This window comes from Micromonospora sp. NPDC023869, assembly GCF_055559695.1.
The window spans coordinates 53,100-77,278 of the sequence record NZ_JBVHKD010000001.1 but is presented as its reverse complement, the minus strand read 5'-3'; the positions used below and the strand labels follow the sequence as shown (position 1 = coordinate 77,278).

Annotated in this window: 17 protein-coding genes; 9 read left to right on the top strand and 8 right to left on the bottom strand. The window is 72.1% G+C overall.

Annotated features, from left to right (window positions below):
* Nucleotides 1–61: 61 nt before the first annotated feature.
* Nucleotides 62–283 carry an exodeoxyribonuclease VII small subunit gene (locus ACZ31C_RS00320; RefSeq protein WP_396740635.1) on the bottom strand — a complete coding sequence of 74 codons (222 nt, stop codon included), beginning with the start codon at nucleotides 281–283 and terminating at the stop codon, nucleotides 62–64.
* Nucleotides 284–310: 27 nt separating this feature from the next.
* Nucleotides 311–1,561, bottom strand: coding sequence for an exodeoxyribonuclease VII large subunit (gene xseA / locus ACZ31C_RS00315; protein ID WP_465793568.1), 1,251 nt, complete (start codon nucleotides 1,559–1,561; stop codon nucleotides 311–313).
* Nucleotides 1,562–1,681: 120 nt separating this feature from the next.
* Between xseA and ACZ31C_RS00310 the strand changes: the two genes are divergently transcribed.
* The 3 genes from ACZ31C_RS00310 to ACZ31C_RS00300 all read left to right on the top strand — a co-directional run bounded on the left by ACZ31C_RS00310 (nucleotide 1,682) and on the right by ACZ31C_RS00300 (nucleotide 4,124).
* Entirely contained in the window at nucleotides 1,682–2,674 is a 993-nt protein-coding gene (locus tag ACZ31C_RS00310) for a 4-hydroxy-3-methylbut-2-enyl diphosphate reductase (protein WP_465793567.1), read from the top strand.
* A gap of 53 nt (nucleotides 2,675–2,727) precedes the next feature.
* The gene (locus ACZ31C_RS00305) at nucleotides 2,728–3,174 is read left to right on the top strand and encodes a hypothetical protein (RefSeq protein WP_465793566.1); all 447 of its coding nucleotides are present in this window, start codon (nucleotides 2,728–2,730) and stop codon (nucleotides 3,172–3,174) included.
* Nucleotides 3,175–3,269: 95 nt separating this feature from the next.
* On the top strand, nucleotides 3,270–4,124 hold the full coding sequence (locus ACZ31C_RS00300) for a hypothetical protein (protein WP_465793565.1): 855 nt from the start codon (nucleotides 3,270–3,272) through the stop codon (nucleotides 4,122–4,124).
* 206 nt (nucleotides 4,125–4,330) lie between these two features.
* On the opposite strand, the gene ACZ31C_RS00295 is transcribed toward ACZ31C_RS00300, so the two are convergent.
* Both ACZ31C_RS00295 and ACZ31C_RS00290 read right to left on the bottom strand, forming a co-directional pair.
* On the bottom strand, nucleotides 4,331–7,597 hold the full coding sequence (locus tag ACZ31C_RS00295; protein WP_465793564.1) for a S8 family serine peptidase: 3,267 nt from the start codon (nucleotides 7,595–7,597) through the stop codon (nucleotides 4,331–4,333).
* 161 nt (nucleotides 7,598–7,758) lie between these two features.
* Nucleotides 7,759–8,931 carry a DNA recombination protein RmuC gene (locus ACZ31C_RS00290; RefSeq protein ID WP_465793563.1) on the bottom strand — a complete coding sequence of 391 codons (1,173 nt, stop codon included), beginning with the start codon at nucleotides 8,929–8,931 and terminating at the stop codon, nucleotides 7,759–7,761.
* A 109-nt stretch (nucleotides 8,932–9,040) separates the two neighbouring features.
* Here ACZ31C_RS00290 and ACZ31C_RS00285 point away from each other — a divergent pair, with 109 nt between their 5' ends.
* Nucleotides 9,041–9,811, top strand: coding sequence for a hypothetical protein (locus ACZ31C_RS00285; protein WP_465793562.1), 771 nt, complete (start codon nucleotides 9,041–9,043; stop codon nucleotides 9,809–9,811).
* Between the two features lie 158 nt (nucleotides 9,812–9,969).
* On the opposite strand, the gene ppc is transcribed toward ACZ31C_RS00285, so the two are convergent.
* Entirely contained in the window at nucleotides 9,970–12,756 is a 2,787-nt protein-coding gene (gene ppc, locus ACZ31C_RS00280) for a phosphoenolpyruvate carboxylase (RefSeq protein ID WP_465793561.1), read from the bottom strand.
* 251 nt (nucleotides 12,757–13,007) lie between these two features.
* Between ppc and ACZ31C_RS00275 the strand changes: the two genes are divergently transcribed.
* Entirely contained in the window at nucleotides 13,008–14,048 is a 1,041-nt protein-coding gene (locus ACZ31C_RS00275) for a S66 family peptidase (protein ID WP_465793560.1), read from the top strand.
* A 45-nt stretch (nucleotides 14,049–14,093) separates the two neighbouring features.
* On the opposite strand, the gene ACZ31C_RS00270 is transcribed toward ACZ31C_RS00275, so the two are convergent.
* Nucleotides 14,094–14,783 carry a hypothetical protein gene (locus ACZ31C_RS00270; protein ID WP_465793559.1) on the bottom strand — a complete coding sequence of 230 codons (690 nt, stop codon included), beginning with the start codon at nucleotides 14,781–14,783 and terminating at the stop codon, nucleotides 14,094–14,096.
* Nucleotides 14,784–14,795: 12 nt separating this feature from the next.
* Nucleotides 14,796–15,707, bottom strand: a complete 912-nt coding sequence (locus ACZ31C_RS00265) for a cyclase family protein (protein WP_465793558.1) — start codon at nucleotides 15,705–15,707, stop codon at nucleotides 14,796–14,798.
* 211 nt (nucleotides 15,708–15,918) lie between these two features.
* On the opposite strand from ACZ31C_RS00265, the gene mfd reads away from it, so the two are divergent.
* From mfd to ACZ31C_RS00245, 4 genes are all read left to right on the top strand, one after another.
* Nucleotides 15,919–19,590 carry a transcription-repair coupling factor gene (mfd, locus tag ACZ31C_RS00260; protein ID WP_465793557.1) on the top strand — a complete coding sequence of 1,224 codons (3,672 nt, stop codon included), beginning with the start codon at nucleotides 15,919–15,921 and terminating at the stop codon, nucleotides 19,588–19,590.
* A 22-nt stretch (nucleotides 19,591–19,612) separates the two neighbouring features.
* On the top strand, nucleotides 19,613–20,356 hold the full coding sequence (locus ACZ31C_RS00255; RefSeq protein ID WP_465793556.1) for a hypothetical protein: 744 nt from the start codon (nucleotides 19,613–19,615) through the stop codon (nucleotides 20,354–20,356).
* Nucleotides 20,357–20,358: 2 nt separating this feature from the next.
* Entirely contained in the window at nucleotides 20,359–21,339 is a 981-nt protein-coding gene (locus tag ACZ31C_RS00250) for a nucleoside triphosphate pyrophosphohydrolase (protein WP_465793555.1), read from the top strand.
* Nucleotides 21,340–21,725: 386 nt separating this feature from the next.
* Nucleotides 21,726–23,345 carry a DUF885 domain-containing protein gene (locus ACZ31C_RS00245; protein ID WP_465793554.1) on the top strand — a complete coding sequence of 540 codons (1,620 nt, stop codon included), beginning with the start codon at nucleotides 21,726–21,728 and terminating at the stop codon, nucleotides 23,343–23,345.
* 3 nt (nucleotides 23,346–23,348) lie between these two features.
* Here the strand turns inward: ACZ31C_RS00245 and ACZ31C_RS00240 are convergent, their stop codons facing one another.
* A complete protein-coding gene (locus ACZ31C_RS00240; protein ID WP_396740607.1) occupies nucleotides 23,349–24,038 on the bottom strand; it encodes a hypothetical protein in 690 nt (229 codons plus the stop codon).
* Nucleotides 24,039–24,179 lie beyond the last annotated feature (141 nt).

The following is a 24,179-nucleotide window of genomic DNA, read 5'->3' as shown; positions in this document are numbered from 1 at the left end:
GACACGACGCGGCGGGAGCCTTCCGGCTCCCGCCGCGTCGTGTCCGGGATACTTCCAGGCGTCAGGTCGTCGACTCCTGGCGGGCGGCGTCGATCCGGGCCCGTGCGCCGTCGAGTCGACGCTGGCAGATCACCGCCAACGCCTCGCCGCGCTCCCACAGGGCCAGCGACTCCTCCAACGACGTCCCGCCGGCCTCCAGCCGCTCCACCACCGACGCCAGCTCGGCGCGAGCCTGTTCGTAGCTGAGCCGCTCGTCCGACCCGTCGGTCTTCTCGTCAGTCATGCTTGCCTCTCCACAGGGCCGACACGGTCAGGGGTTCACGGTGGCCGACAGTTCGCCGTCGGCGACGCGTACGCGCAGCGGGTCACCGGGCGTCACCTCGGCGGCGGCGCGCACCACGTGGCCGTCGGCGCGCTGCACGATGGCGTACCCCCGGTCCAGGGTGGCGGCCGGTGAGAGGGCGCGCAGCCGGGCCAGGGTGTGCCGCAGGTCGTCCTCGGCGGCGGCGATGCGGTGGTCCAGGCAGCGCGTGGCCCGCTGCCGCAGGGCGGCCAGGTCACCGGCCCGCTGCTCCACCATCACCTGCGGGCGGGCCAGCGCCGGCCGGGAGCGCAGGGCCTCGATCCGGTGCGACTCGCGGTCGACCAGGTGGTGCACCGCGCGCCGTAGCCGGTGCCGGGCCTGGCCGATCAGGCGTACCTCCTCGGCCAGGTCGGGCACCACCCGCTTGGCCGCGTCGGTGGGGGTCGACGCGCGGACGTCGGCCACGTAGTCGACCAGCGGCGCGTCCGTCTCGTGGCCGATCGCGCTGACCACCGGCGTACGGCAGGCGAACACCGCCCGGCACAGGGCCTCGTCGGAGAAGGGCAACAGGTCCTCGATGCCGCCACCGCCCCGGGCCAGGATGATCACGTCGATGCTCGGGTCACCGTCCAGCACCTTGAGCGCGTCGACGATCTGCGGCACGGCACCGGCACCCTGCACGGCCACGTTGACCGTCCGGAACTCCACCGCCGGCCAGCGGCGACGGGCGTTGGTCAGCACGTCCCGCTCGGCGGCGCTGGCCCGGCCGGTGATCAGCCCGATCCGCTGCGGCAGGAACGGCGGGCGGCGCTTGCGGGCCCGGTCGAACAGCCCCTCGGCGGCGAGCAGCTTCTTGAGCTTCTCCAGCCGCGCCAGCAGCTCGCCGAGACCGACCTGTCGGATCTCGTCGGCCCGCAGGCTCAGCGTGCCCCGGGCGGCGTAGAACTCCGGCTTGGCGTGCAGCACGACGCGGGCGCCCTCACGCAGCTCCGGCGCGCCGGTGTCCAGCACGTCGCGGTTGGTGGTGACGGTCAGGCTCAGGTCGGCCGACGGGTCACGCAGCGTGAGGAACACCGTGCTGGCGCCGGGTCGCCGGCTGATCTGCGCCACCTGCCCGTCCACCCAGACCCAGCCCAGGCGTGCCACCCAGGCGCCGATCTTCTGACTGACCACCCGCACCGGCCACGGCTCCTCCGCCGTGCTGGCCCCTGTGCCGGCAGCCGTCCCGCTCCCGGTCGCCGTCCCACCCGTACTCACCCGCCCACCCTAAGCCCACCCACCGACCGCCTCGCTGATCATGGCCGGGGCGGCGGCCGACGGGGTCGGGGGCGGGGCGCGCGCGGTGCCGGGTGCGCGGGCGGCACGTACGATGGGGGTGTGACTGAGGGCGAGAGGACTTCCGGGACCGGTAAGCGCGTGCTGCTCGCGAAGCCCCGTGGATACTGCGCGGGCGTCGACCGGGCGGTGCAGACCGTCGAGGAGGCGCTCAAGCTCTACGGTGCCCCGATCTACGTCCGCAAGGAGATCGTGCACAACAAGCACGTGGTGCGGACGCTGGAGGCACAGGGCGCGATCTTCGTCGAGGAGAACGAGGAGGTCCCCGAGGGGTCCACCGTCATCTTCTCGGCGCACGGCGTGGCGCCCGAGGTCTACGAGCAGGCGAAGGAGCGGTCGCTCAAGGCGATCGACGCGACCTGCCCGCTGGTGACCAAGGTGCACCACGAGGCCAAGCGGTTCGCCGCCGAGGACTACGACATCCTGCTCATCGGCCACGAGGGCCACGAGGAGGTCATCGGCACCTCCGGCGAGGCCCCCGACCACATCCAGTTGGTCGACGGCCCCGAGGACGCCGACCGGGTCACCGTGCGCGACCCGAGCAAGGTCGTCTGGCTGTCGCAGACCACGCTCTCGGTCGACGAGACCCTGGAGACCGTGGCCCGGCTCAAGAAGCGGCTGCCGCTGCTCCAGTCCCCGCCCAGCGACGACATCTGCTACGCCACCAGCAACCGGCAGCACGTGGTCAAGGAGATCGCGGCTGAGTGTGACGTGGTGCTCGTGGTCGGGTCGCGCAACTCCTCCAACTCCGTACGGCTGGTCGAGGTGGCCCTGGACGCCGGTGCCCGCGCCGGACACCTGGTCGACTTCGCCCACGAGATCGACGACGCCTGGCTGGCCGACGCCCGGACGGTGGGCCTCACCTCCGGCGCGAGCGTGCCGGAGGAACTGGTCCAGCAGGTGCTGACGCACCTCGCCGAGCGCGGCTTCGCCGACGTCGAGGAGGTGGTGACCGCCAACGAGCGCCTCACCTTCTCGCTCCCGCAGGAACTCAAGCGCGACATGAAGGCCGCCGCTGCGGCGGCCCAGAGTTGATCCGTCGGCCCGCGCCGATGGAACGGTTGACCTTCCGGACACGTCAGACCGGCATGAGGACCCTTCGGATCGCCGTCACCGCGCTGATCGTCTGCACGGCGCTCGTCGCCTGCGGTGGACAGGACGCCGGGGACGGCCCCGCCGCCCCGACCCCGACGGGAGCGTCACCCGTGACCGAGCTGCCGACCCCGGATCCGACCGGCCCCCCGCCCTCCGACCCGGTGGACCCGACGGCACCGGCCAGTCCGCCGCCGGCCGGCAAGACCCGGGGCGTGCCGACCTCGCCGCCGGTCACCGGTGAGATGACGCTCACCGGTCGGGTCGAGGCCGGCGTCGAGCCCGGCTGCCTGCTGCTCGACGGCTACCTGCTGCTGGGCGGGCCACGTGACGTGCTCACCTCCGGTGCCGCGGTGACGGTGACCGGCCGACCCAACCCGGGTCTGATGACGACGTGTCAGCAGGGCACCCCGTTCCAGGTCGCCAGCGCCAAACGCGCCTGACCTCACCCCTCTCGCGCTGCGGTACGCGCCCCCGGGCGCGCACCGCCCCCCATCGAGGGGCCACGGGGAAGATCGATTGCTGGCAGGATTCGGCGGTGCGTCCTCGATGGATACTTCTCGCCGGCACGGCCGTGCTCGTCGTACTCCACGTTCTCGGTCTGCTCACCGGAGTGCCGATCTTCCGGCCCGCCGAACTCGTGGCGTTGTCGGTGCTGGCGACGTACGCCCTGCTGGTGGGCGCGCCCGAGCCCCGCTGGGTGGTGCCGCTGGCGTTCGTCGCGCCAGTCGTCGACGCGTACCGCACGATGCCCGCCGACCCTTCCGACGGGCGGCAGTGGCAGGTGTTCCGCCCCGGACCACTGGACCTGGACATCGCCTTCGACACGGGCCTCCGCGCGACCTGGGCGTCGCTCGTCGTCGTCCTGGTGCTGACGCTGGTCGCGCTGCGCGGGCGCGAGCGTCCGGAGCGGCGGGTGGTGGCCGGTGCGGCGTTGGCCGCGGTGGTGGTGACCGGATACGTGATCGTGCTGGTGGTGCGGGTGCACCTTGCCGGGCGGGACACCGAGTCGCGGCGGACCGGGGACGACGTGTGGGCCGGCACGGAGATCAGCGCCGCGTCGGCCCCGTTCCTGCTCGCTCTGGCGGCGATCGGGTTGGCCGCGTTGCTTATCGGTCGTGGCAGGTCCAGCCCGGCCGGGCGGGCCGGTCGTCGGCTTGCCGTGGCCGGTGCCGTACTGCTGGTGCCGGCTGCCCTGCTGCACCTGGACGCGACCCTCGGCATGCTGCCGTTGCCCTATCCGTCTGGCGAGGGGATCTTCGTCACCGCCGGAATCACCGCCGGCCCGACGCTGGCGGCTCCGGTTCCGGCGCTCACCGCCGCCGTGGAGCTGACCGCCTACCTCCTGCTCTCGGCCGGTCTGACCACCCCCCACCCGCCCTCCTCCACCTAACCGCACCCCCCGACCTCACTGCCCGGCATCGTCTGTCGATCATGGAGTCGTGGCTGTGGCAAAGGGTGTGTATCGCATCGAAACCCTCGCCATAAGTTCATGATCGGCGGGCGAGCCCGGCGGTGGTGGAGAGGGCAGCGGAAAGGCGGAAGCCCGCCTCCGGATGGACCGGAGACGGGCTTCCTGATGGTGCGATGGTGGTGGTGTCAGTTCACCGCGCCGACGGAGACCGCGCCGCGGCCGACGATCGCGCCTTCGGTGGTCACCACGGCCAGCTCACCGTAGAGCGCCCGACCCGCGGACGGGGCGGACTGGGCGGTCACCGAGCCCGAGAGGCTGCCGGTGGCGCCGTTGGCCAGGGTGAGCGTGCCGCCCGACGCGGTCAGCGTGCCGAGCGACGGGGACGAGAACGAGTCCCGGTAGTCGTACTCGGTGCTGCCACCGGCGCCGTCCACCGCGTACGCGTCCACGACGACCCGGTAGGTGCCCGCGACCGGGTTGGTCAGGGTCACCGCCTCCTCCGAGTCGCCGTCGGCCTGCTGCCCGACCAGGGTGGTGCCCCGGTAGACGAACAGGTCCAGGTCGGCACTGGCGTTGGACGGGTTGCCGATGCGGGCGGTGAAGCTGGTGACGCCCGCCGGCACCTCGACGGTGAACTCCTGCTTGGCCAGCTCGGCGATGGTCGGCCGCTCGGTGTGCACGCTGGACAGCGGGCCACCCTGGCCGGTCACCGAGACCGGGCCGAAGGTGTTCTTCAGCGACCAGGTCACCGGGGTCGGGACACCGGCGGTGACCGCCGGCAGCTCGACCACGGCCGGCTCGACGGCGACGCCCTGCACCCGCGCCTGGAGCTGGTACGGGTTGTTCAGCGCCGGCGAGGTCCGCCGCGACTCCACCTCGATCTCCCAGACACCCGGCAGCGGGTTCTGGTAGTCACGCTCGAACGCGTTGCAGACGACCGTGCTGACGAAGTTGGTGTAGCAGGCCAGGCTGGAGGTGCTCTCCACCGGGACGCCGTACGGGTTGAAGGCGATGAAGCGGGTCTGCGACCCGGTGGCGATGCCGGAGAGGTTCACCTGCAACGCCCCGGCACCCGGCGGCACCGTCACGAAGTACGACGTGGTGCTGTTGCGCTCCACGGTGCCCCGCGCCGAGTAGGCGAAGGCGGGCTTGCTGACGTCGTTCGAGGCCACCACGACGGCGGAGAACTCGAAGTCGATCGTGTTGGTGCGCGGGTCGTCGACCGTGACGATCGTGCCGTGCGCCCCGGCGGTCTTCGGCTTCGCGGTGACCGTGATGGTGACGGTCTTGTTCAGCGGCAGCGAGACGTTCTTCGGCGCCGAGAAGGTGCCGTTGTTGCCGCGCAGGCCGATGTTGTGCTTCACGTTGCCGGTCGGGCCGCTGGTCCGGGTCAGCTTGACCTGGTACGACTTCGACTGGTTGACCTTGTGCCCGCCGTTGGCGGAATCACACCGGTTGTAGACGCCGGTGCCGCTGTTCGGCGTGGCGAGCTGGCCGGCGAGCACCGTGCAGACCGGAGCCTCGGCGGTGTAGTCGTTCGGCTCGCTGCTCTTGCGCAGCAGCTTCCAGGCGCCCGGCACGTCGAACATGCCGTAGCCCTGACCGAAGGTGGCGGTGTTCGCGATCGGCTTGGCCGAGCTGTAGATCGCCCGGCGCAGCGCGGCCGGGGTCACGCCCTGGTCGGTGGCCTTGGCCGCCGAGAGCAGCAGCGCGGCACCACCGGCGGCCTGCGGGGACGCCATCGACGTACCGTTGGACATGCCGTAGCCCGACGGGAGCGGGTAGCCGGCCTCGGCGACCGGGTTGCCGGCCTGCCAGACCGGGGTGGTGGAGATGGCCGAGCCCGGAGCGGCGATGTTCGGCTTGGCGCCACCGTCCTCACGCGGGCCGCGCGAGGAGAAGTTGAACAGCGCGTTCTTCTGCTTGACCACCGAGCCGTAGTTGGCCAGCCAGGTGTCCTTGCTGATGCTGGCCGCGACGCTGACCACGTTGGTGGAGGCGGACGGGTCACCGATGGTGTTCACACCCGGGCCGGAGTTGCCGGCGGAGATGAACATCTGCACACCGTAGGTGGTGATCAGGTTGTTGTAGAGGACGGCGCGGGCGTTGTTGCCGTCGTTGAGCGCCGGCAGGCCACCGATCGACATGTTGATGACGTCGACGCCCCGGTTGATCACCAGGTCGGCCATACCGGTGGTGAGCGCCGCGTACGTGCAGCCGCCGCCCCAGGAGCAGGCGCGCGAGGAGACGATCTTGGCGCCGGGGGCGGCGCCGTTGAACGCCTTGTTGCCCAGCATGCCGTACGCGGCGGTGATGCCGGCGACGTGCGTGCCGTGCGAGCCCTCGATGATGCCGATGTTGACGTAGTCGACCAGGCCGGGGCCGCCGAGCGGGGTGGTGTCGACGTTCTTGCGGTACTCGACCACGAACGACATCCGCTCGGTGATCGGAGTCGCCGGGTTGTCGGTGCCGAAGTGGTTGACGTCGAACTTCTCCTTGTACGGCCGCATCAGGGCCTCGTCGGTGAAGTCGCCGTCCTGGTCGGTGTCCACCCAGATGTTGTTGGTCACCGGGTCGAAGAGGATGCCGAACTGGTCGTTGGTGTCGCCGTCGCGGTTGACGTCACCGGCCGGCTCGCTGTTCGCGGTGATGTTCTCGCTGAACAGGTTGAACCGGTAGGTCCCGGCCGGCGCGGTCCAGGTGCGACCGGCGACGGTGAACGTCGGCCCGGTGACCTGCGTGATCATCGGCCGCCAGGTGGGGTCCTCGAACGGGTCGGTGGCGGTGACCCAGTCGACGATCTTGCGCTCGCCGGTCGTGGTCTTCTGCAGCGCCGGGTGGTCCAGGTCCACACCGGAGTCCATCACGCCGATGGTGACGCCGCGCCCGTCCCACTTGGGGTTCTGCTTGACGAACTTGGCCGCACCGATCTCGCCGGTCGGCATGTAGGGGTTGTCGGCGGGCGTCTTGGCGCCGGGGCCGCTGAGCGTGGTGCCCTGCTTCTCGGCCTTCTTGGCGCCCGGGACGACCTCCGGCTTCGGGTCGGGGAGCTGGATCTTCTCGTCCAGGTCGACCGCGGCGACGCCGGGCAGCGTGGCGGCCGTGACCGCCTTGCCGGTCGGCACCTTCGCCAGTACGTAGCCGATGGTGTCGTAGCGCTCGGTGACCGCAGCGCCGAGGTCCTTGAGGTCGTCCGCGACGTCCTTCGCCTTGCCCTTCTCGGTGGCGACGATCATCGTGACGGTGGGGGCTTTCTTGGCCTCTGCCTCGGAGAGCAGCTTGGCGTCGTGCTCGCCGAGCGCCTCGGCGGGGGTGGCCTGCGCGGCGTCGGGACCGGCAGGGGCGGCGCTCGCGGTGGCGGTACCGCCCACCACGGTCACGGCGCCCGCCGCCATGACCGAGGCGAAGAGCGCGGCGGAGGTACGCCGGCTCAGGATTCGGGGTTTACTCACGTTCTCTTTCCTCCAGAGAACAGGGCGCCCTCAGATGCAGGGCACGCGTGAGGCGAATCCTTCGTGGTGCCGACCATCGATGTCACTACCGGCAGGTACGTTGTGACCATCTCGTGATACGCGAGACGCGCAATGTCACATCGAAGGTGGTAAGGGTCTGATTAGTCCGGCCGAATTCGACCATCCGTTGTGGAAACGCCATCGACCAGTTCCGGCGCCTGCGGCTGGCGGGGCGCGATCTCGACCTGGTTCGGCACCGCCAGCTCCTGGTCGGAAACGCCCAGTTCGGCCAGCTTGCGCGCGCTGACCAGCACCCGCGCCTCAAGCGAACCCACCGCCCGGTTGTACGCGGTCACCGCGCCGCCCAGCGACGCGCCGAGCTTGCCGACGTGGTCGCCGAGCGTGGACAACCGTCCGTACAACTCCCGCGCCAGCGTGTGGACCGCCAGGGCGTTGCGGGCGAGCTGCTCCTGCCGCCACGACCAGGCCACCGTACGCAGCAGTGCGACCAGGGTGGCCGGCGTGGCCAACACGACGTTGCGGGTGAACGCGTGCTCCAGCAGCGTCGGATCACGCTGCAACGCCACGTCCAGGAACGGGTCGGCCGGTACGAAGAGGACCACGAACTCCGGGGTGGACTCGAAGGCCGCCCAGTACGACTTGGCGGCCAGCGCGTCCACGTGCCCCCGCAGGTGCTTGGCGTGCAGGTCGAGGTGGGTGTCCCGCCCCCGCTCGTCGCGCGCCTCCATCGCGGTCAGGTACGCGTCGAACGGCGCCTTCGCGTCCACCACCACACTCCGGCCCCCGTGCAGCCGGACCACCAGGTCGGGGCGGACCGTCTGCTGGTCGGTGGCGGCGGTGACCTGCTCGGAGAAGTCGCAGTGCTCCAACATCCCGGCGGCCTCCACGATTCGCCGCAACTGGTGCTCGCCCCACCGGCCGCGTACCTGGGGCGCGCGCAGTGCCGCCACCAACTGCTTGGTCTCGGTACGCAGCTCACCCGAGACAGTGCTCATCGAGCGCACCTGTTCGCGCAGCTCCGCGTACGCGTCGACGCGGTCCCGCTCCAACTCGGCCACCCGCTGCTCGTAGCGGCGCAACGTGTCGTGCAGCGGCGCCACCGCCCGGGCCACCGCCTCCTGGGACTGGGCCGTCGCCTCGTAGCTCAACGCCCGCATCGACTGCTCCAGCCGGCCCTCGCCCTCACGGGTGGCGCGCAGGGTGGCGTCCAGCCGGGCGATCTCGGTCGCCGCGCGGGCCCGCGCGGCGAACCAGCCCACCGCACCCCCGGCACCGAGACACACGACGACGACCGCCAGAGTCGAGAGCTCCATCCTGACGAGCTTGCCAAAGATGAGCGCTTCGCGCCTCGACCGGTGCCGCGTGCCGCGTCCGACCTCGTCAGGAGGTGGGTCGCTGGCGGATGGTGGGTACGTTGGAGTGGTGGAACTTCTGCTGGTCGTACTCCTCTTCGCGGGTCTCGTCGGCGCGTTCGTCTGGTGGCGGCGGGAACGCGCCGCGCGCGACGCCCGGAGCCTCGCCGATGTCCAAGCCGACGCCCGACGCTGGTACGAACGTCTCGGTGGGCAGGTGATGACGCTCAGTGGCGACGATCCGGCGGTCCGTCAGGCGCTGGCCGACGCCGCCGAGCGGTACCACGCGGCCGGTTCGCAGCTGGAGCAGGCCAGGAGCATCACGCAGTACCGGCTCGCCCGGGAGACCGCGGTGGAGGGGCTGACCTACATCCGGGCGGCCCGGACGGCGCTCGGCATCGACCCCGGGCCACCCCTGCCGGCGCTGGCCGCCGCGAGTGGCGCCGGTGAGCTGACCGTGCCGCGCCAGGTCCAGGTGCAGGGCCAGACGTTCAAGGCCGGTCCGCAGCCGGGCCGGGACACGCCGTACTACTACCCGGGCGGGCGGATGCAGGGGCGGCCGGTGCCGGCAGGCTGGTACTCCACCCCCTGGTGGAAGACGGCGCTGGGCGCCGGGGTCGGCGTTCTCGGCGGCATGCTGATCGCCGACGCGCTCTTCTCGCCCTCGTTCGGCGACCCCGGCTACGACGCCGGTGCGGCAGCGGGCCTGGACGACCGGGGCGGCGACTTCGGCGGCGACGGCGACCTGGGCGGCGGTGACTACGGCGGTGGCGACTTCGGCGGTGGCGACTTCGGTGGTGGTGATTTCGGTGGTGGTGATTTCGGAGGCGGCGACTTCTGACGTCGCGTTCTGACGTCCCGGCAGCGCCCGCAGATGTGTCCCGGCAGCGCCCGCAGATGTGTCGCGGCAGCGGCCGTAGATGTTAGGAAGGGTCCCCTCCTATACGCCAGGCGTTAGGAGGGGACCCTTCCTTCAGTGCTTCCCAAACCTCGCCGCGATCAGCCGGTGTTGCGCATGCCTGCGGCGATGCCGTTGACGGTGGTGAGCAGCGCGCGCTCCAGAGCCGTACCGTCGCTCGGGGCCCGTCGGCCGCCCGGTGCGGTGGCCACCGCCCGACCGGCGGCACCGGAGTCGCGGTACTGCCGCAGCAGCGCCACCTGGAGGTGGTGCAACGGTTCCAGGTAGGTGTCGCGGACCGCCAGGGTGCGTTGCAGCACGGGGGAGTTCTCCAGCAGGTCCGGCGAGTCGGTGACCGCCAGCACCTCCCGCCGGGTCAACTCGTACTCCTCCTCGATCGTGGCGAAGATCGGGTGCAGCTTCTTCGGCACGAGGGTCTCCACGTACCGACGGGCGATGCCGAGGTCGGTCTTGGTCAGCATCATCTCCACGTTCGACAGGAACGTGCGGAAGAAGTGCCAGTTGCGGTTCATCTCGGACAGCACGTCGGCCAGCCCGGCCTCGCGGGCGGCGGCCAGGCCGGACCCCACGCCGAACCAGCCGGGCACGATCTGCCGCGTCTGGGTCCAGCCGAACACCCACGGGATGGCCCGCAGCCCGCTGAGGCCGGCACCGGTGTTCGGGCGCTTCGCCGGTCGGGAGCCGATGTTCAACGCGCCGAGCAGTTCGGTCGGGGTGGACGCCCAGAAGTACTCCGGCAGGTCCGGGTTCTCCACCAGCGACCGGTACGACCGGAACGCCGACTCGGACACCACGTCCATCGCCGCGTCCCAGCGCTCCAGCATCTCGGCCGGCTGCCGGGGCGCGGTGTGCAGCAGGGTCGCCTGGAGCACCGCGGCCACGGTCAGCTCCAGGTTCTCCCGGGCCAGCGCGGGCAGCGTGTACTTGTCGGAGATGACCTCGCCCTGCTCGGTCACCTTGATCGCGCCGTCGAGCGTGCCGTACGGCTGGGCCAGGACCGCGTCGTGCGTCGGCCCGCCGCCGCGCCCCACCGTGCCACCCCGGCCGTGGAACAGCCGCAGGTGCACCCCGTGCCGGGCGGCCACGTCCCGCAGCGCCCGCTGCGCCCGGTGGATCGACCACTGGCTGGTGGTGATGCCGGCCTCCTTGTTGGAGTCGGAGTAGCCCAGCATCACCTCCTGCACGTCGCCCCGAGCGGCCACCAGCGCCCGGTACGCGGGCAGCGACAGCAACTCGTCGAGGAGCTCGCCGCCGGAGTTCAGCTCGGCCGGGGTCTCCAACAGCGGCACGAACCCGATCCGCGCCCGTCCGCTGTGCACGTCCACCAGACCGGCCTCGCGGGCGAGGACCACCGCGGCGAGTACGTCGTCCACGCCGAGCGTCATCGAGATGATGTACGACTCGATGACCTCGTTGCCGAACCGGTCCTGCGCCTCGCGGATGGCGCCGAACACATCGAACGTCTTGCGCGCCGAATCGGTCAACGGGGTGTCGGCGGCGGAGAGCGGCCGACGACCGGTCAACTCGTCGGCGAGCAGCTTGGTGCGCTCCAGCCGGGTCAGCGCCGGGTAGTCCTCGACCTCGCCGACCGCCCGATAGAGCTGGATCAGCACCTCGTGGTGCTTCTCGGCGTGCTCCCGGACGTCCATCGTCGCCAGGTGCAGGCCGAACGCGGAGACGGTACGGATGGTCGAGGCGAGCCGGCCCACGGCGGTGAGCTGCCCGGAGTTGCGGGCCAGCGAGGCGCGCAGCAGCTCCAGGTCGGCGATCAGCTCGGCGGAGCCCCGGTAGTCGCGACCCGGCACGTGCGGCGTGCCCTGGCGCAACCGGGCCCGCGTGTTGGCCAGCTTGGCGCGGACGCAACGGGCCTTTAGACGGTACGGCTCCTCGGCGTTGACCCGACGGAAGCGGGGTGCCACCTCGGGCAGCGCGTCCAGGTCGGCGGCGAGGCTGGCGGAGAGATCCAGCGACACGTTGCGCAGCCGGCGGGAGACGGAGACCTCGTTGATCAGCTCATCCATCGCCGCCTCGGTGGCGGTCAGCCCGTGCTCGTGCTGGATGGCCAGCACCTCACGGGTCACCGTCGGGGTGACGAAGGGGTTGCCGTCGCGGTCGCCGCCGATCCAGGTGCCGAAGGTCAGCGGTCGGGCGGTCGGCGAGGTCTCCACACCGAGGGTGCGCAGCGTCTCGGCGAGGTCGTCGAGCACCTGCGGGGCGGCCTCGGCGTACAGGTCGCGCAGGTAGTAGATGGCGTTGCGGGCCTCGTCGGTCGGGTCCGGCCGGTCCAGCCGCAGCTCGTCGGTCTGCCACATCAGGTCGAGCAGCTCGGCCAGCCGACGGTTGGCGGGACCCTCGTCACTGGCCCCGTAGAGGATCGCGTTGGCGGTCTCGGTGTCCAACTCGTCGGCGATGGCGCGCAGCTTGGACAGGATCGAGCGGCGGGCCGCCTCGGTCGGGTGGGCGGTGAAGACCGGGCGTACCGCCAGCCGACGGGCAACCGACGCGATCTCCTCGGCGGGTACCCCGCGCTCGGCGATCATCTTGGCCGCCTGGTCCAGCCAGCCGCCCTGCACGGCGCGGCGACGCCGCAGGTCCCGGGCCCGGTGCACCTGCTCGGTGATGTTGGCCAGGTGGAAGTAGGTGGAGAAGGCGCGGGCCAGTTTGGTGCCGGTGGTCACGTCGAGCCCGCCCAGCCGCCGGGCGGCGGCGGGGGCGTCGGTACGTACCTGGGCGCGGATCTCCTCGACGAGGTCGAGCAGGGGGCGGCCCTCCTGGCGGGCCAGGGTCTGCCCGAGCAGGGTGCCCAGCCGGCGGATGTCGGCGCGTAGGGCGGCGTCGGGCCCGTCGTGATCGTGCTGGTCGGTCACCGTGCGCTCCTTACGTGAGTACGAAGGACAGCGCTGTCCGACTTCCCCGATCGTATCCGCGCGCACCCGGTTGTAAGGAGGGGCCCCTTGTTATCGCCTTTTGTATAGGAGGGGTCCCCTCCTTTCACCCGGGCGCCGGGGTGAGGGACGTCCGCGCTGGTAGCGGCCCATGTATCGGGCAGATCCGGGGCTGAGCGTGCCCACCCGCGGTGATCAAGGCCACGCCGGTCGCGGGGCGGTACCGTCGGCCCATGCCGCCGTTGCGCTACCCACCGAAGCCCCGCCCGGGGGACCGGGTCGCGGTCGTCTCGCCCTCCGCCGGGCTGCCGGGCCTCTTCCCGCAGGTGTACGAGTTGGGCCTGCGCCGACTGCGCGAGGAGTACGGCCTGGAGCCGGTGGAGTACCCGACCACCCGCGTGATGGGTGCCGACCCGCGCGACCGGGCCCGCGACCTGACCGACGCCTTCGCCGACCCGACGATCACCGCCGTGCTGGCCACCATCGGCGGCGACGACCAGATCACCGTCACCCCGCACCTCGACGACGACGTGCTGCGTGCCAACCCGAAGCCCTACTTCGGCTACTCGGACAACACCAACCTCCTCAACCACCTGCACCGGTTGGGGATCGTGAGCTATCACGGCGGGTCGGTGCTGGTGCACCTCGGTCGCCCCGGCGCGCTGCACCCGATGACCGCCGACTCGCTGCGCGCGGCGTTGTTCGACTCCGACTGGTACGACCTGGCCCCGGCGTCGGAGTGGGGCGACGAGCCCGCCGACTGGAACGACCCGGACTGCCTGGTGGCGGCGCCGGTGATGTTCTCCGGTGCGGGCTGGCGCTGGCAGGGGCCGGCGACGGTGGTGACCGGCCGCACCTGGGGCGGCAACCTGGAGGTGCTGCAGTGGCTGCTCGCCGCCGACCGGGTCGCCCCGGTGGAGGCGTTGCGCGGGTCGGTCCTGCTGATCGAGACCTCGGAGGAGTTGCCGCCCGCCGTCGAGGTCTACCGCATGCTGCGCAGCCTCGGCGAGCGCGGCCTGCTTGCCGGTCTTCCCGCCGCGCTGGTCGGCCGCGCCAAGGCGTGGAACTTCGACCGCCGGCTCACCCCCGACGAGAAGGCCGGCTACGCCCGGGACCAGCGGGCCGCGGTGACCCGGGCGTTCGCCGAGTACGCCCCCGACGCGGTGCTGGTCTTCGACGTCGACTTCGGTCACACCGACCCGCAGTTGATCGTCCCGTACGGCGGGGAGGTCCGGGTCGACGCGGTCGACCGCCGCGTCTCGGTGCGCTATTGACGGTCCCTGCCCGGGGTGGCGGCCGAACCGCCACCCCGGGAGCGCTCAGGTGAGCTGGCAGCGACCGGCGCTGTAGTGGGCGACGGCCGCCAGGATCTCCGCCTCCGGCTTGTCCGCGAAGTTGAGGGTGGCGACCAGGCCGGAGCCGTACAGGACGTTCAGCGGTGCGCTGTCGAACGCCGTGTAGCCGCCGAGGTTCGGCATCGTCGCCGGGTTGTGCGGCTTGACCACCAGCATCTTCTCCAGGCTCCACCGGCGGCGGGAGATCTGCGCGACGGCCTCCCACGGCAACCAGATCGCCTGACCACGGGTGGGTCGGCTGCGGATCCAGAGCCCTTCGTGGCTCAGCGCGAGCACCGGCCCGCCGGAGCCGATCAGCCAGAGCTGGAGGCCGACCAGCAGGGCGACCAGAAGGATCAGACAGCCCAGCAGCCCCGCCATGCCGAGTCCGCCGGCGCGGCGCCCCTCCGTCTCCATGGAGCCGAGGACGAGGAAGCCGAGGCAGCAGATGATCGGGCCGAGAGCGGCCAGCAGGACGCCGCCGATGACCAGACCACGCTTGACCAGGTTGGGGCGTACGACGAAGGGCTGGTCGTCGGGGATCCGCTTGACCACGGGGGTCGGGTGCGGACCCGACGGCCAACCGCCGTAGGGCGGCTGACCGGGTTGTCCGCCGTGCGGCGGCTGCGCGGGTGGGCCGCCGTAGGGCGGTTGTCCGGGGGGCGGGTAGGTCACGGTTCTCCGGTCTCAGTCGATTTGGGCGTAGGCGCGGACGGGGAACGTACCCATCCCGGCGACCTTCGGCGGGGCGGCGGTGAATCGGAAGCCGTCGGGCGGGAGCTGGTCCAGCCCGGTCAGATGCTCCACGATCGGGACACCGGCGGCCAGCAGGGTGCTGTGCGCGGGACGCGTACCGCCCGCCGCCGGGCTCATGTCGTCGATGTTGATCGAGTCGATGCCGACCAGGGCGACACCGGCGTCGACGAGCCCCTGTGCGCCGTCACCGGTCAGATAGGGCGCCTCCGGTGCGGCGTACCGGTCGGTGCCGAAGTGCGCGTCCCAGCCGGTGTGCAGCAGTACGGCCTTCCCGGCGACGTCGTACGGCGCCAGCAGCAGGCGGTCCACCGCACGGGTGCCGGCGGGCAGGCGCACCACGAGCGCGGGCAGGTCGGCCAGGCGGTCCAGGCCGACGCCGGTGAGGTCGCTGCCGTCGGCGTACCGGTGCGCGGGGGTGTCCAGGTACGTCCCGGTGTTGGCGATCATGTCGATCCGCCCGACCTGGAACTCGGTGCCCGGTGCGTAGTTCCTCCGGGACTCCTCCCGGGTCAGCCACTCGGTGATGCGGGGCACCGGCCAGCCGGGCAGCGTGGTCATCCCGTCGGTGACGACGTGACTCAGCTCGACGAACCGGCGACCGGTGCTGGGGGCGGTGGCCGCGACGCCGCGCCCGCCCTTGTGCGGCTCCTCGACGATCGTCGTGGCGGTGATCCGTACCTCGGCCACCATCAGCAGCCCGAGGTGTCGGACGAACAGCGCCGCCAGGTCCTCGTCGGTGATGCTCCGGCCAGGGATGTCCAGCCGGAAGCCCTCGGTGCGCAGACCGCCGCCGTTGGCGAAGGTGACGTCCGCGTCGAACTGTGCGCGAAACTCCCCGTTCATGCCGGGCAGCCGACCACAGCGCTCGGCGGGCGTCAAGATCCTGCTGGCGGCCCCGACCGCACGCGCGGCTCGGCAGGTCGCAAGCAGGCCCGGAACGCGGACGTCGTGGACGGCGCTGGATCGTCCGACCGGAGAGATAGTGTCGACCGGTGGAACCCCCCGTCCGGACGGACGCGGGGTGATCGTCGTGTCCTCACCCGCGGAAGTGATCATGACTGCGCTCACCGGACTGTTCGCCGCCGCCCTGGCCGACCCGGGGCTGGCCCGTGTGCGTGACCTGGCGCGCTCCGGTGCGGCCCAGGTCGACGGCCTCGACCTGACCGCGCCACCGGCGCTGCGCCCGTTCGCGGTCGCCGCCGTCGCCGCGGACGCCACCGACCAGGGGCGGAACGCCGCCGTCGGCGGTGCCGGGCGGCCGGTGCTGGCGGTCACCGCCACCAGCCGCGAGGCAGAGGACCTGGTGGCGGCGCTGGGTGGCCTGCTGCCCGCCGAGCAGGTGGCGATCTTCCCGAGCTGGGAGACGCTGCCGCACGAGCGGCTCTCGCCGCGCTCCGACACGGTCGGCCGGCGGCTGGCCGTGCTGCGCCGGCTGGCCCACCCGGACTCGGCCGACGCGCACGGGCGCACCGGGCCGCTGCGGGTGGTCGTGGCGCCGGTCCGGTCGATGCTGCAACCGCAGCTCAAGGGGCTCGGCGACCTGGAGCCGGTGCGGTTGTCCGCCGGGGACGAGGCCGACCTGGAGCAGGTGGCACGCCGGTTGACCGACATGGCGTACGCGCGGGTCGACCTGGTCACCAAGCGGGGCGAGTTCGCCGTACGCGGCGGCATCCTGGACGTCTTCCCGCCCACCGACGAGCACCCGTCCCGGGTGGAGTTCTGGGGCGACGAGGTGGAGGAGATCCGCACCTTCGCCGTGGCCGACCAGCGCACCATCGACCAGGTGCCGCAACTCTGGGCACCGCCCTGCCGGGAACTGCTGCTCACCCCGGCCGTCCGGGAGCGGGCCGCCACGCTGGCCGGGCAGCATCCGGAGCTGGCCGAGATCCTGGACAAGCTGGCCGGCGGCGTACCGGTGGAGGGCATGGAGTCCCTCGCCCCGGCGCTGATCGGCGACGACTCGATGGAGTTGCTGCTGGACTGCATGCCCGAGGGCACGTACGTCCTGCTCTGCGACCCGGAGCGGATCCGCACCCGGGCGCACGACCTGGTGCGTACCTCGGAGGAGTTCCTCCAGGCGAGCTGGGCCGCCGCGGCCGTCGGCGGCCAGGCCCCGATCGACCTCGGCGCGGCCGCCTTCCGCACCCTGGCCGACGTCCGCGCGACCGCCGCCACGCTGCGTCGGCCCTGGTGGACGCTGTCCCCGTTCGGGTTGGCTGAGCCGGACGCCGCCCCGGAGCGGCAGCCGTGGGAGGATGCGCCGGAGGCGGTCGACGTCACCCCCGACGACGCCATCGCGGTCAGCCTGAGCGCCCAGCCCGCGCCGCTCTACCACGGCGAGACCGACCGGGTGGTGGCCGACCTGACGCGCTGGGCCGGTGAGGGCTGGTCGGTCGCGCTGGTCTTCGAGGGGCACGGCCCCGCCCACCGGGCCGTCGAGGTGCTCCGCGACGGAGGCCTGGGCGCCCGGATGACCGAGCAGGTCCCGGACGCGCCCGCGCCGGGCGAGGTGCTGGTCACCTGCGGCAGCCTCACCGGCGGCTTCGTCGACGAGGCGGCCCGGTTCGTGCTGCTCACCGGTAGTGACGTCACCGGTGGCCGGGGCGTCTCCACCCGGGACATGCGCAAGATGCCGAGCCGGCGGCGCAACACCATCGACCCGCTGGAGCTGCGGGCCGGCGACCACGTGGTGCACGAGCAGCACGGCATCGGCCGGTACGTGGAGCTGGTGCAGCGGACGGTCAACGGCGCGTCCCGGGAATACCTGGTCATCGAGTACGCCGCGAGCAAGCGCGGCCAGCCGGGAGACCGTCTCTTCGTCCCCACCGACCAGCTCGACCAGCTCAGCCGGTACGTCGGTGGCGAGCAGCCGACGCTGCACAAGATGGGCGGCTCGGACTGGCAGAAGTCCAAGGCACGGGCCCGCAAGGCGGTCCGGGAGATCGCCGCCCAGCTGATCCAGCTCTACGCCGCCCGCAAGGCGTCCAAGGGGCACACCTTCGGCCCGGACACCCCGTGGCAGCGGGAACTGGAGGACGCCTTTCCCTGGCAGGAGACGCCCGACCAGCTCGCCGCCATCGAGGAGGTCAAGCGGGACATGGAGCAGAGCGTCCCGATGGACCGGCTGATCTGCGGCGACGTCGGCTACGGCAAGACCGAGATCGCGGTACGCGCGGCGTTCAAGGCGGTCCAGGACGGCAAGCAGGTGGCCGTGCTGGTGCCCACCACCCTGCTGGTGCAGCAGCACTACAACACCTTCGCCGAGCGGATGAGCCAGTTCCCGATCACGATCCGGCAGCTCTCCCGGTTCCAGACGCCGAAGGAGGCCGAGCAGACCCTGGAGATGGTGGCCAACGGCACCGCCGACATCGTCATCGGCACCCACCGGCTGCTGGCGGCGGCCACCCGATTCAAGTCGCTCGGGCTGGTCATCGTCGACGAGGAGCAGCGCTTCGGCGTCGAGCACAAGGAGCACCTGAAGTCGATGCGGGCCGCCGTCGACGTGCTGAGCATGTCGGCGACCCCGATCCCGCGCACCCTGGAGATGGCGATCACCGGCATCCGGGAGATGTCCACCATCGCCACCCCGCCGGAGGAACGACACCCGGTGCTCACCGCCGTCGGGGCGCAGGACGACCGGCAGGTGGCCGCCGCCATCCACCGCGAGCTGCTGCGCGACGGACAGGTCTTCTACCTGCACAACCGGGTCGAGTCGATCGAGCGGGCGGCTCGCCGGCTGCGCGAGCTGGTGCCCGAGGCCCGGGTCGCGGTGGCGCACGGCCAGATGGGCGAGGACGCCCTGGAGAAGGTCATGGTCGGCTTCTGGGAGAAGGAGTTCGACGTCCTGGTCTGCACCACGATCGTGGAGTCCGGCATCGACATCCCGAACGCCAACACGCTGATCGTGGAGCGGGCCGACCTGCTCGGCCTGGCCCAGTTGCACCAGATCCGGGGCCGGGTGGGCCGGGGCCGGGAGCGGGCGTACGCGTACTTCCTCTATCCGCCGGAGAAGCCGCTCACCGAGCACGCGCACGAGCGGCTGGCCACCATCGCCCAGCACACCGAGTTGGGCGCCGGCATGTACGTGGCGATGAAGGACCTGGAGATCCGGGGTGCCGGCAACCTGCTCGGCGGCGAGCAGTCCGGCCACATCGAGGGCGTCGGGTTCGACCTCTACGTCCGGATGGTCGGCGAGGCGGTGCAGGCGTTCAAGGGCGAACGTCCCGAGGAGGAGACGGACGTCAAGATCGACCTTCCGGTGGACGCGCACCTGCCGCACGACTACGTCGGCGTGGAGCGGCTGCGCCTGGAGATGTACCGCAAGCTCGCCGAGGCGCGCGACTCCGAGCGGCTGCGCGAGGTGGCGGCCGAGATGACCGACCGCTACGGCGAGCCGCCCGCGCCGGTGCAGAACCTGATCGCGGTGGCGCGGTTCCGGCTGCTGGCCCGGCAGTACGGCCTCACCGACGTCAGCATGCAGGGCAAGCACCTGCGCTTCGGGCCGCTGCCGCTGCCCGACTCGAAGCAGATGCGACTCAAGCGCTACCACCCGGACTCGGTCTACAAGGCCGCGCTCGACCAGGTCAGCGTGCCCCGGCCGACGACCCGTCGGATCGGTGGCGAGCCGCTGCGCGACCAGGCGCTGCTGGAGTGGTGCGCGCAGTTGCTCTCCGACGTCCTCGGTGCCCCCGCGGTGGCCGTGGGTGCTGGTGGCACCGGTGGGTAGGGGGCATGAGAGAGTGACGGGCATGCGTGCTCGCCGTCTTGTCGCCGTCGCCAGCGTGGCGGTCGGCCTCGTCGCCCTCTCCGGTTGCCGTTCCGAGCCCGGTGTCGCCGCGTACGTCGGTGACCACCGGATCACCGAGGACGCCGTCACCGAGGTCATCGACGACGCCCGGGCCAAGAACCCGGAGCCGACCGAGGCGGCCGAGCAGGTGCCCGGCCAGCAGCAGGTACGGCTGCCCGGGCGCAGCGAGGTGGTGAGCACCCTGGTGCTCGGTCAGGTCTGCGAGCGGATCTCCGCCGCCGAGGGTTACCGCCCCCAGGGGCAGGCCGAGGCCGCCCAGGTGGCCCAGCAACTCGGCATCAGCCCGGAGGCCACGTACGCGCGGCAGGTCGCCGAGCTGTACACCTGCCTGTCCGGCATCCCGGTCGGCTCGCCGGTGGCACCGACCGAGCAGGAGCTGGCCGACCTGGTGGCGGCGGGCAAGCGCGCCGGTGCCGTACCCGCCGACGTGACCGTCGAGCAGGCCACCCCGCAGCTCGACGGCGAACAGCTCCGCCAGGCCCTGGCCACCCGCGACGCCCTGGCCGGGGCGGTCGAGACGTACGACGTGACGGTCAACCCGCGCTACCGTCCGCTGGAGTTCCCGGTGCTCAGCTTCGCCGGTCAGGCGGTCGCGGTGGGTGTGCCGCTGGGTGAGCCCGGTTCCGACGCGGTCACCGACGTCTCCACTCCGAGGCCGGCGCAGACCGGCCCGGTCGACGGCTGACCGTGCCCCGGATCGTCCTGCTGGTGACCTCGCCCCGGTTGCCGGCCGGTCTGCTGACGGCGACCGCCTGGGACGTCGTACGCGCCGCGCCGGTGTTCGCCGGTGCGGAGAGCGAGCTGACCAACGCCTTGCGGGTCGCCGGTGCCGAGGTGCGGGTGCTCGACGGGCCGGCGGTGCCGGTGTTGCTGGACGCCTCGACGACGCACGAGACCGTGGTGTGGCTGGCCGGCCCGGCCGGCGACGAGTCGCTGGCCCGTCAGCTGGGGCTGCGGTTGGCCCGCGAACCGGGGCTGGCCGAGCTGGAGCTGATGTACGGCTCGTGGGATCCGCCGGGGGCCCGGCTGCTCGACGCGGTGGCGGTGCTGGACCGGCTGCTCTCCCCGGGTGGTGATCCGTGGAAGCGGGCGCAGACCCACCAGAGTCTGGCCGGGTTCCTGCTGGAGGAGTGCTACGAGGCGTACGACGCGATCGGCGCCGGAGACACCGACGCGTTGCGCGAGGAGTTGGGTGACGTGCTCCTCCAGGTGGTGCTGCACGCCCGGCTGGCCGAGGAGCTGCCCGAGGGCGAGCGGTGGACCGTGGACGACGTGGCCGGTGGCCTGGTCGACAAGATGGTCCGGCGCAACCCGCACGTCTTCGCCGACGCCGAGGCGGGCAGCCTGGAGGAGATCACCGCGAACTGGGAGCGGATCAAGCAGGCCGAGAAGTCCCGGGACTCGGTACTCGACGGCATCGCGGTGAGTCAGCCCGCGCTGGCCCTGGCCGCCAAGATCCTGGAACGCGCCACCCGGGCCGGACTCGGTGTGCCGCTCCCGTCGCCGCAGGCCCAGCCGGACGCCGAGGCGGCCCTGGGCGCCGCACTGCTGACCGCCGTGGCCGAGGCCCGCGACGCCGGCCTGGACCCGGAGACCGCCCTGCGCCGCGCCACCCTCGCCCACGCCGAGTCCATCCGCAAAGCCGAATCCACCGCCCGCCCGAGCTGACGCACCGCCCCCCCCCTGACGCACCGCCCCCTGACGCACCGCCCCCTGACGCGCCGCCACGGATCGTGGCAGTGCAGCTGCTCCAGACCCGGCGTGTCGAACAGCTACGCTGCCACGCTGCTGCCAAGGGCGGAAGCCCCCCATCGCGCTGAGGTTGGGTCAGCCCAGAGGCCCGATCTACTTGGCCAGGTTGACGAACCCCTGCCAGATGGCCGCCGTGGCTCCGTGATCAAGAGGTTTGCATCGGAGAGACCGCGCCGGCACGACGCAAACTCCTTGATCAACGGGATGGGTGGCCTGATCACCGGAGTGGGTGGACCGTTTGCGGTGGGCGGGGCGGGACCGCTCCAGCGGCGGGGGACGGGTGGGGTGGTTAGGTTCGGGGGGTGGAGAAGTTCGGGGTGGTGGCGGAGCGGATCGTCGAGGCGTTACTGGTCAGTCGGCCGGGGGTGGCCACCTCGGTCGGAGACCACCGGTACGACGACCGGTTGCCGGATCTCTCCGCCGACGGGGTGGCGGCCGACCGGGCGATGCTCGTGGACGCGGCCAGCGTGCTGTGCGAGATCGACCCGGATCCGGGCGACGTCGAGGAGCAGGTGGACCACGCACTGCTGGCGGCGGCGGTCGACCGGGAGTTGTTCGAGCTGACCGAGATCCGGGCACACGAGTGGGACCCGCTCGCGCACAATCCCGGCCCGCTGCTGCACGCGCTCGTCGCCCGGCCGTACGCGCCGGTCGAGGAGCGGTTGACCGCGCTCGCCGGGCGGCTCGCCGCCGTACCGGACGCGTTGGCGACCGCGCGGGCGACGCTGCGCGACATGCCCCGGATCCATGCGGAGACGGCGGTCGGGCAGTTCACCGGCACCGCCGCGCTGGTCCGGGACGAGGTGCCGGCGCTGCTCGCGCAGGCACCGGCGTTGGTCGACCGGGTCGAGCCGGCGGCCACCGCGGCGATCGCCGCGCTGGAGGAGTTCGTTGCCTGGCTGGGCACCGGGCTGGCCGCCGAGGACGGGCCGGGACGGGATCCCCGGTTGGGACGGCGGCGCTGGGAGGCCCGCCTGTGGCACACCCTCGACACCGAGCTGGGCGCCGCCGAGATCCAGCGGCGGGCGTGGGCCAACCTGGACCGGATCGGTGAGGAGATCCGCGCGGCGGCGGTCGAGCTGGTCGGTGGTCCGGCCGACGACGAGACGGTACGCCGCGCGCTGGACCTGCTCGCCGCCGAGCACCCCGACGACCACACCATCGTCGACCTGGCCTCGATCACCATGGACGAGGCGAGCGACTTCGTCCGCGCGCACGACCTGGTGAGCGTGCCGGACGACCCCTGCGTGATCCAGGTGATGCCGCAGTTCGCGCGCGGCGTGGCAGTGGCCTACTGCGACGCGCCGGGCGCGCTGGAGACCGCCGACCTGCCCACGTTCTACTGCATCGCGCCGACTCCGGCGGACTGGCCGGCGCATCGCGTGGACTCGTTCTACCGCGAGTACAACGACCACATGATCAGGAACCTGACCGTGCACGAGGCGATGCCCGGTCACTTCCTCCAGCTCGCCCACGCCCGCCGTCACCGGGGCACCACCCGGGTACGCGCGCTGACCCGCTCCGGTCCGTTCGTCGAGGGTTGGGCGGTCTACGCCGAGGAGCTGATGGCCGGGCACGGGTTCGGCGGGCTACCGGTGCGGTTGCAGCAGCTCAAGGTGCAGTTGCGGATGACCCTCAACGCGTTGCTGGACCAGTTGGTCCACGCCGAGGAGGCGTCCGAGGCGGAGGCGATGGCGTTGCTGACCGGGCGCGGCTTCCAGGAGGAAGGTGAGGCGGCCGGCAAGTGGCGCCGCTCGCTGCTCACCTCGGCCCAGCTCTCCACCTACTTCGTCGGGTACGCGGAGGTCGCCGACATCGCCGCGGCCCGCCCGTCCGAGGTGGCGCTACGGGACTGGCACGACGAGATGTTGGCGCACAACTGCCCGCCCCCGCGCCATCTGCGGACCCTGCTCGGGATCTGAGCCTCAGGTGGCGGGTCGGCGGTCCACCACGCCCGCGCCCGGCGGTACCTCGAACGCAGCGCCGTCGACCTGCTCCTGGTAGCGGCTCAGCGCCAACTCCACCGGCACACCGTCGATCTGGCCGGTGAAGCTGCCGAGCACGCCCTCCGCGGTCACGCAGGCGTTGAAGCTCTCGGCGGTCTGCCGCACGTCGACGCAGGTCGCGTGGTGCCCGGCGATGGTGTTCTCGCGCTGGGTGATGACCGCGCCGGGATCCAGTGCGGCACTGGTCAGCAGGCCCATCACCAGCGGCGGCGTGACCAGGCCCTCGCGTTCGGCGGCGGCGAAGACGACCACCGGCGGCTTGCTGTTCGCAGCGGGCGGCGCTTCGAGCGTGCAGACCGTCCGCCCGTCGTCGGCCTCGCAGCGGGTGGTCGCCTCGGCGGTCACGGTCAGCTTGCCGTCCGGCCACTCGTACGCCGACCGGGCCGGGTCCTGCGACTGGTTGATCGACGCGGTCCGTCCGCCGGAGAGTTGGTACTGCGCCGAGTAGGTCAACTCCAGCGCCCGGTCGATCCGGGCGGCGAGTTCGTTGACCACGTCGGCCCGTCCCATCGCCCGTCCGGCGTCGTCCAGAGCCTGACAGCCAGTGACGGTGAGCAACGCGATGACCGACACGGCGAGCGTACGGAGGGTGGTCGAGGCGGCGGGCATGGCGCCAAGCCTGATCGATCAGGTCCCGCTCGTGCAAACCCGTTGCCGGTTGACGCACGAGAATTCGGGAATGTCCGACCCGTCGGCGCTCACAGAGCGGGTGGCGGCCCGCCCGGTCGCGGTGCGGAGGAACGGGGACCG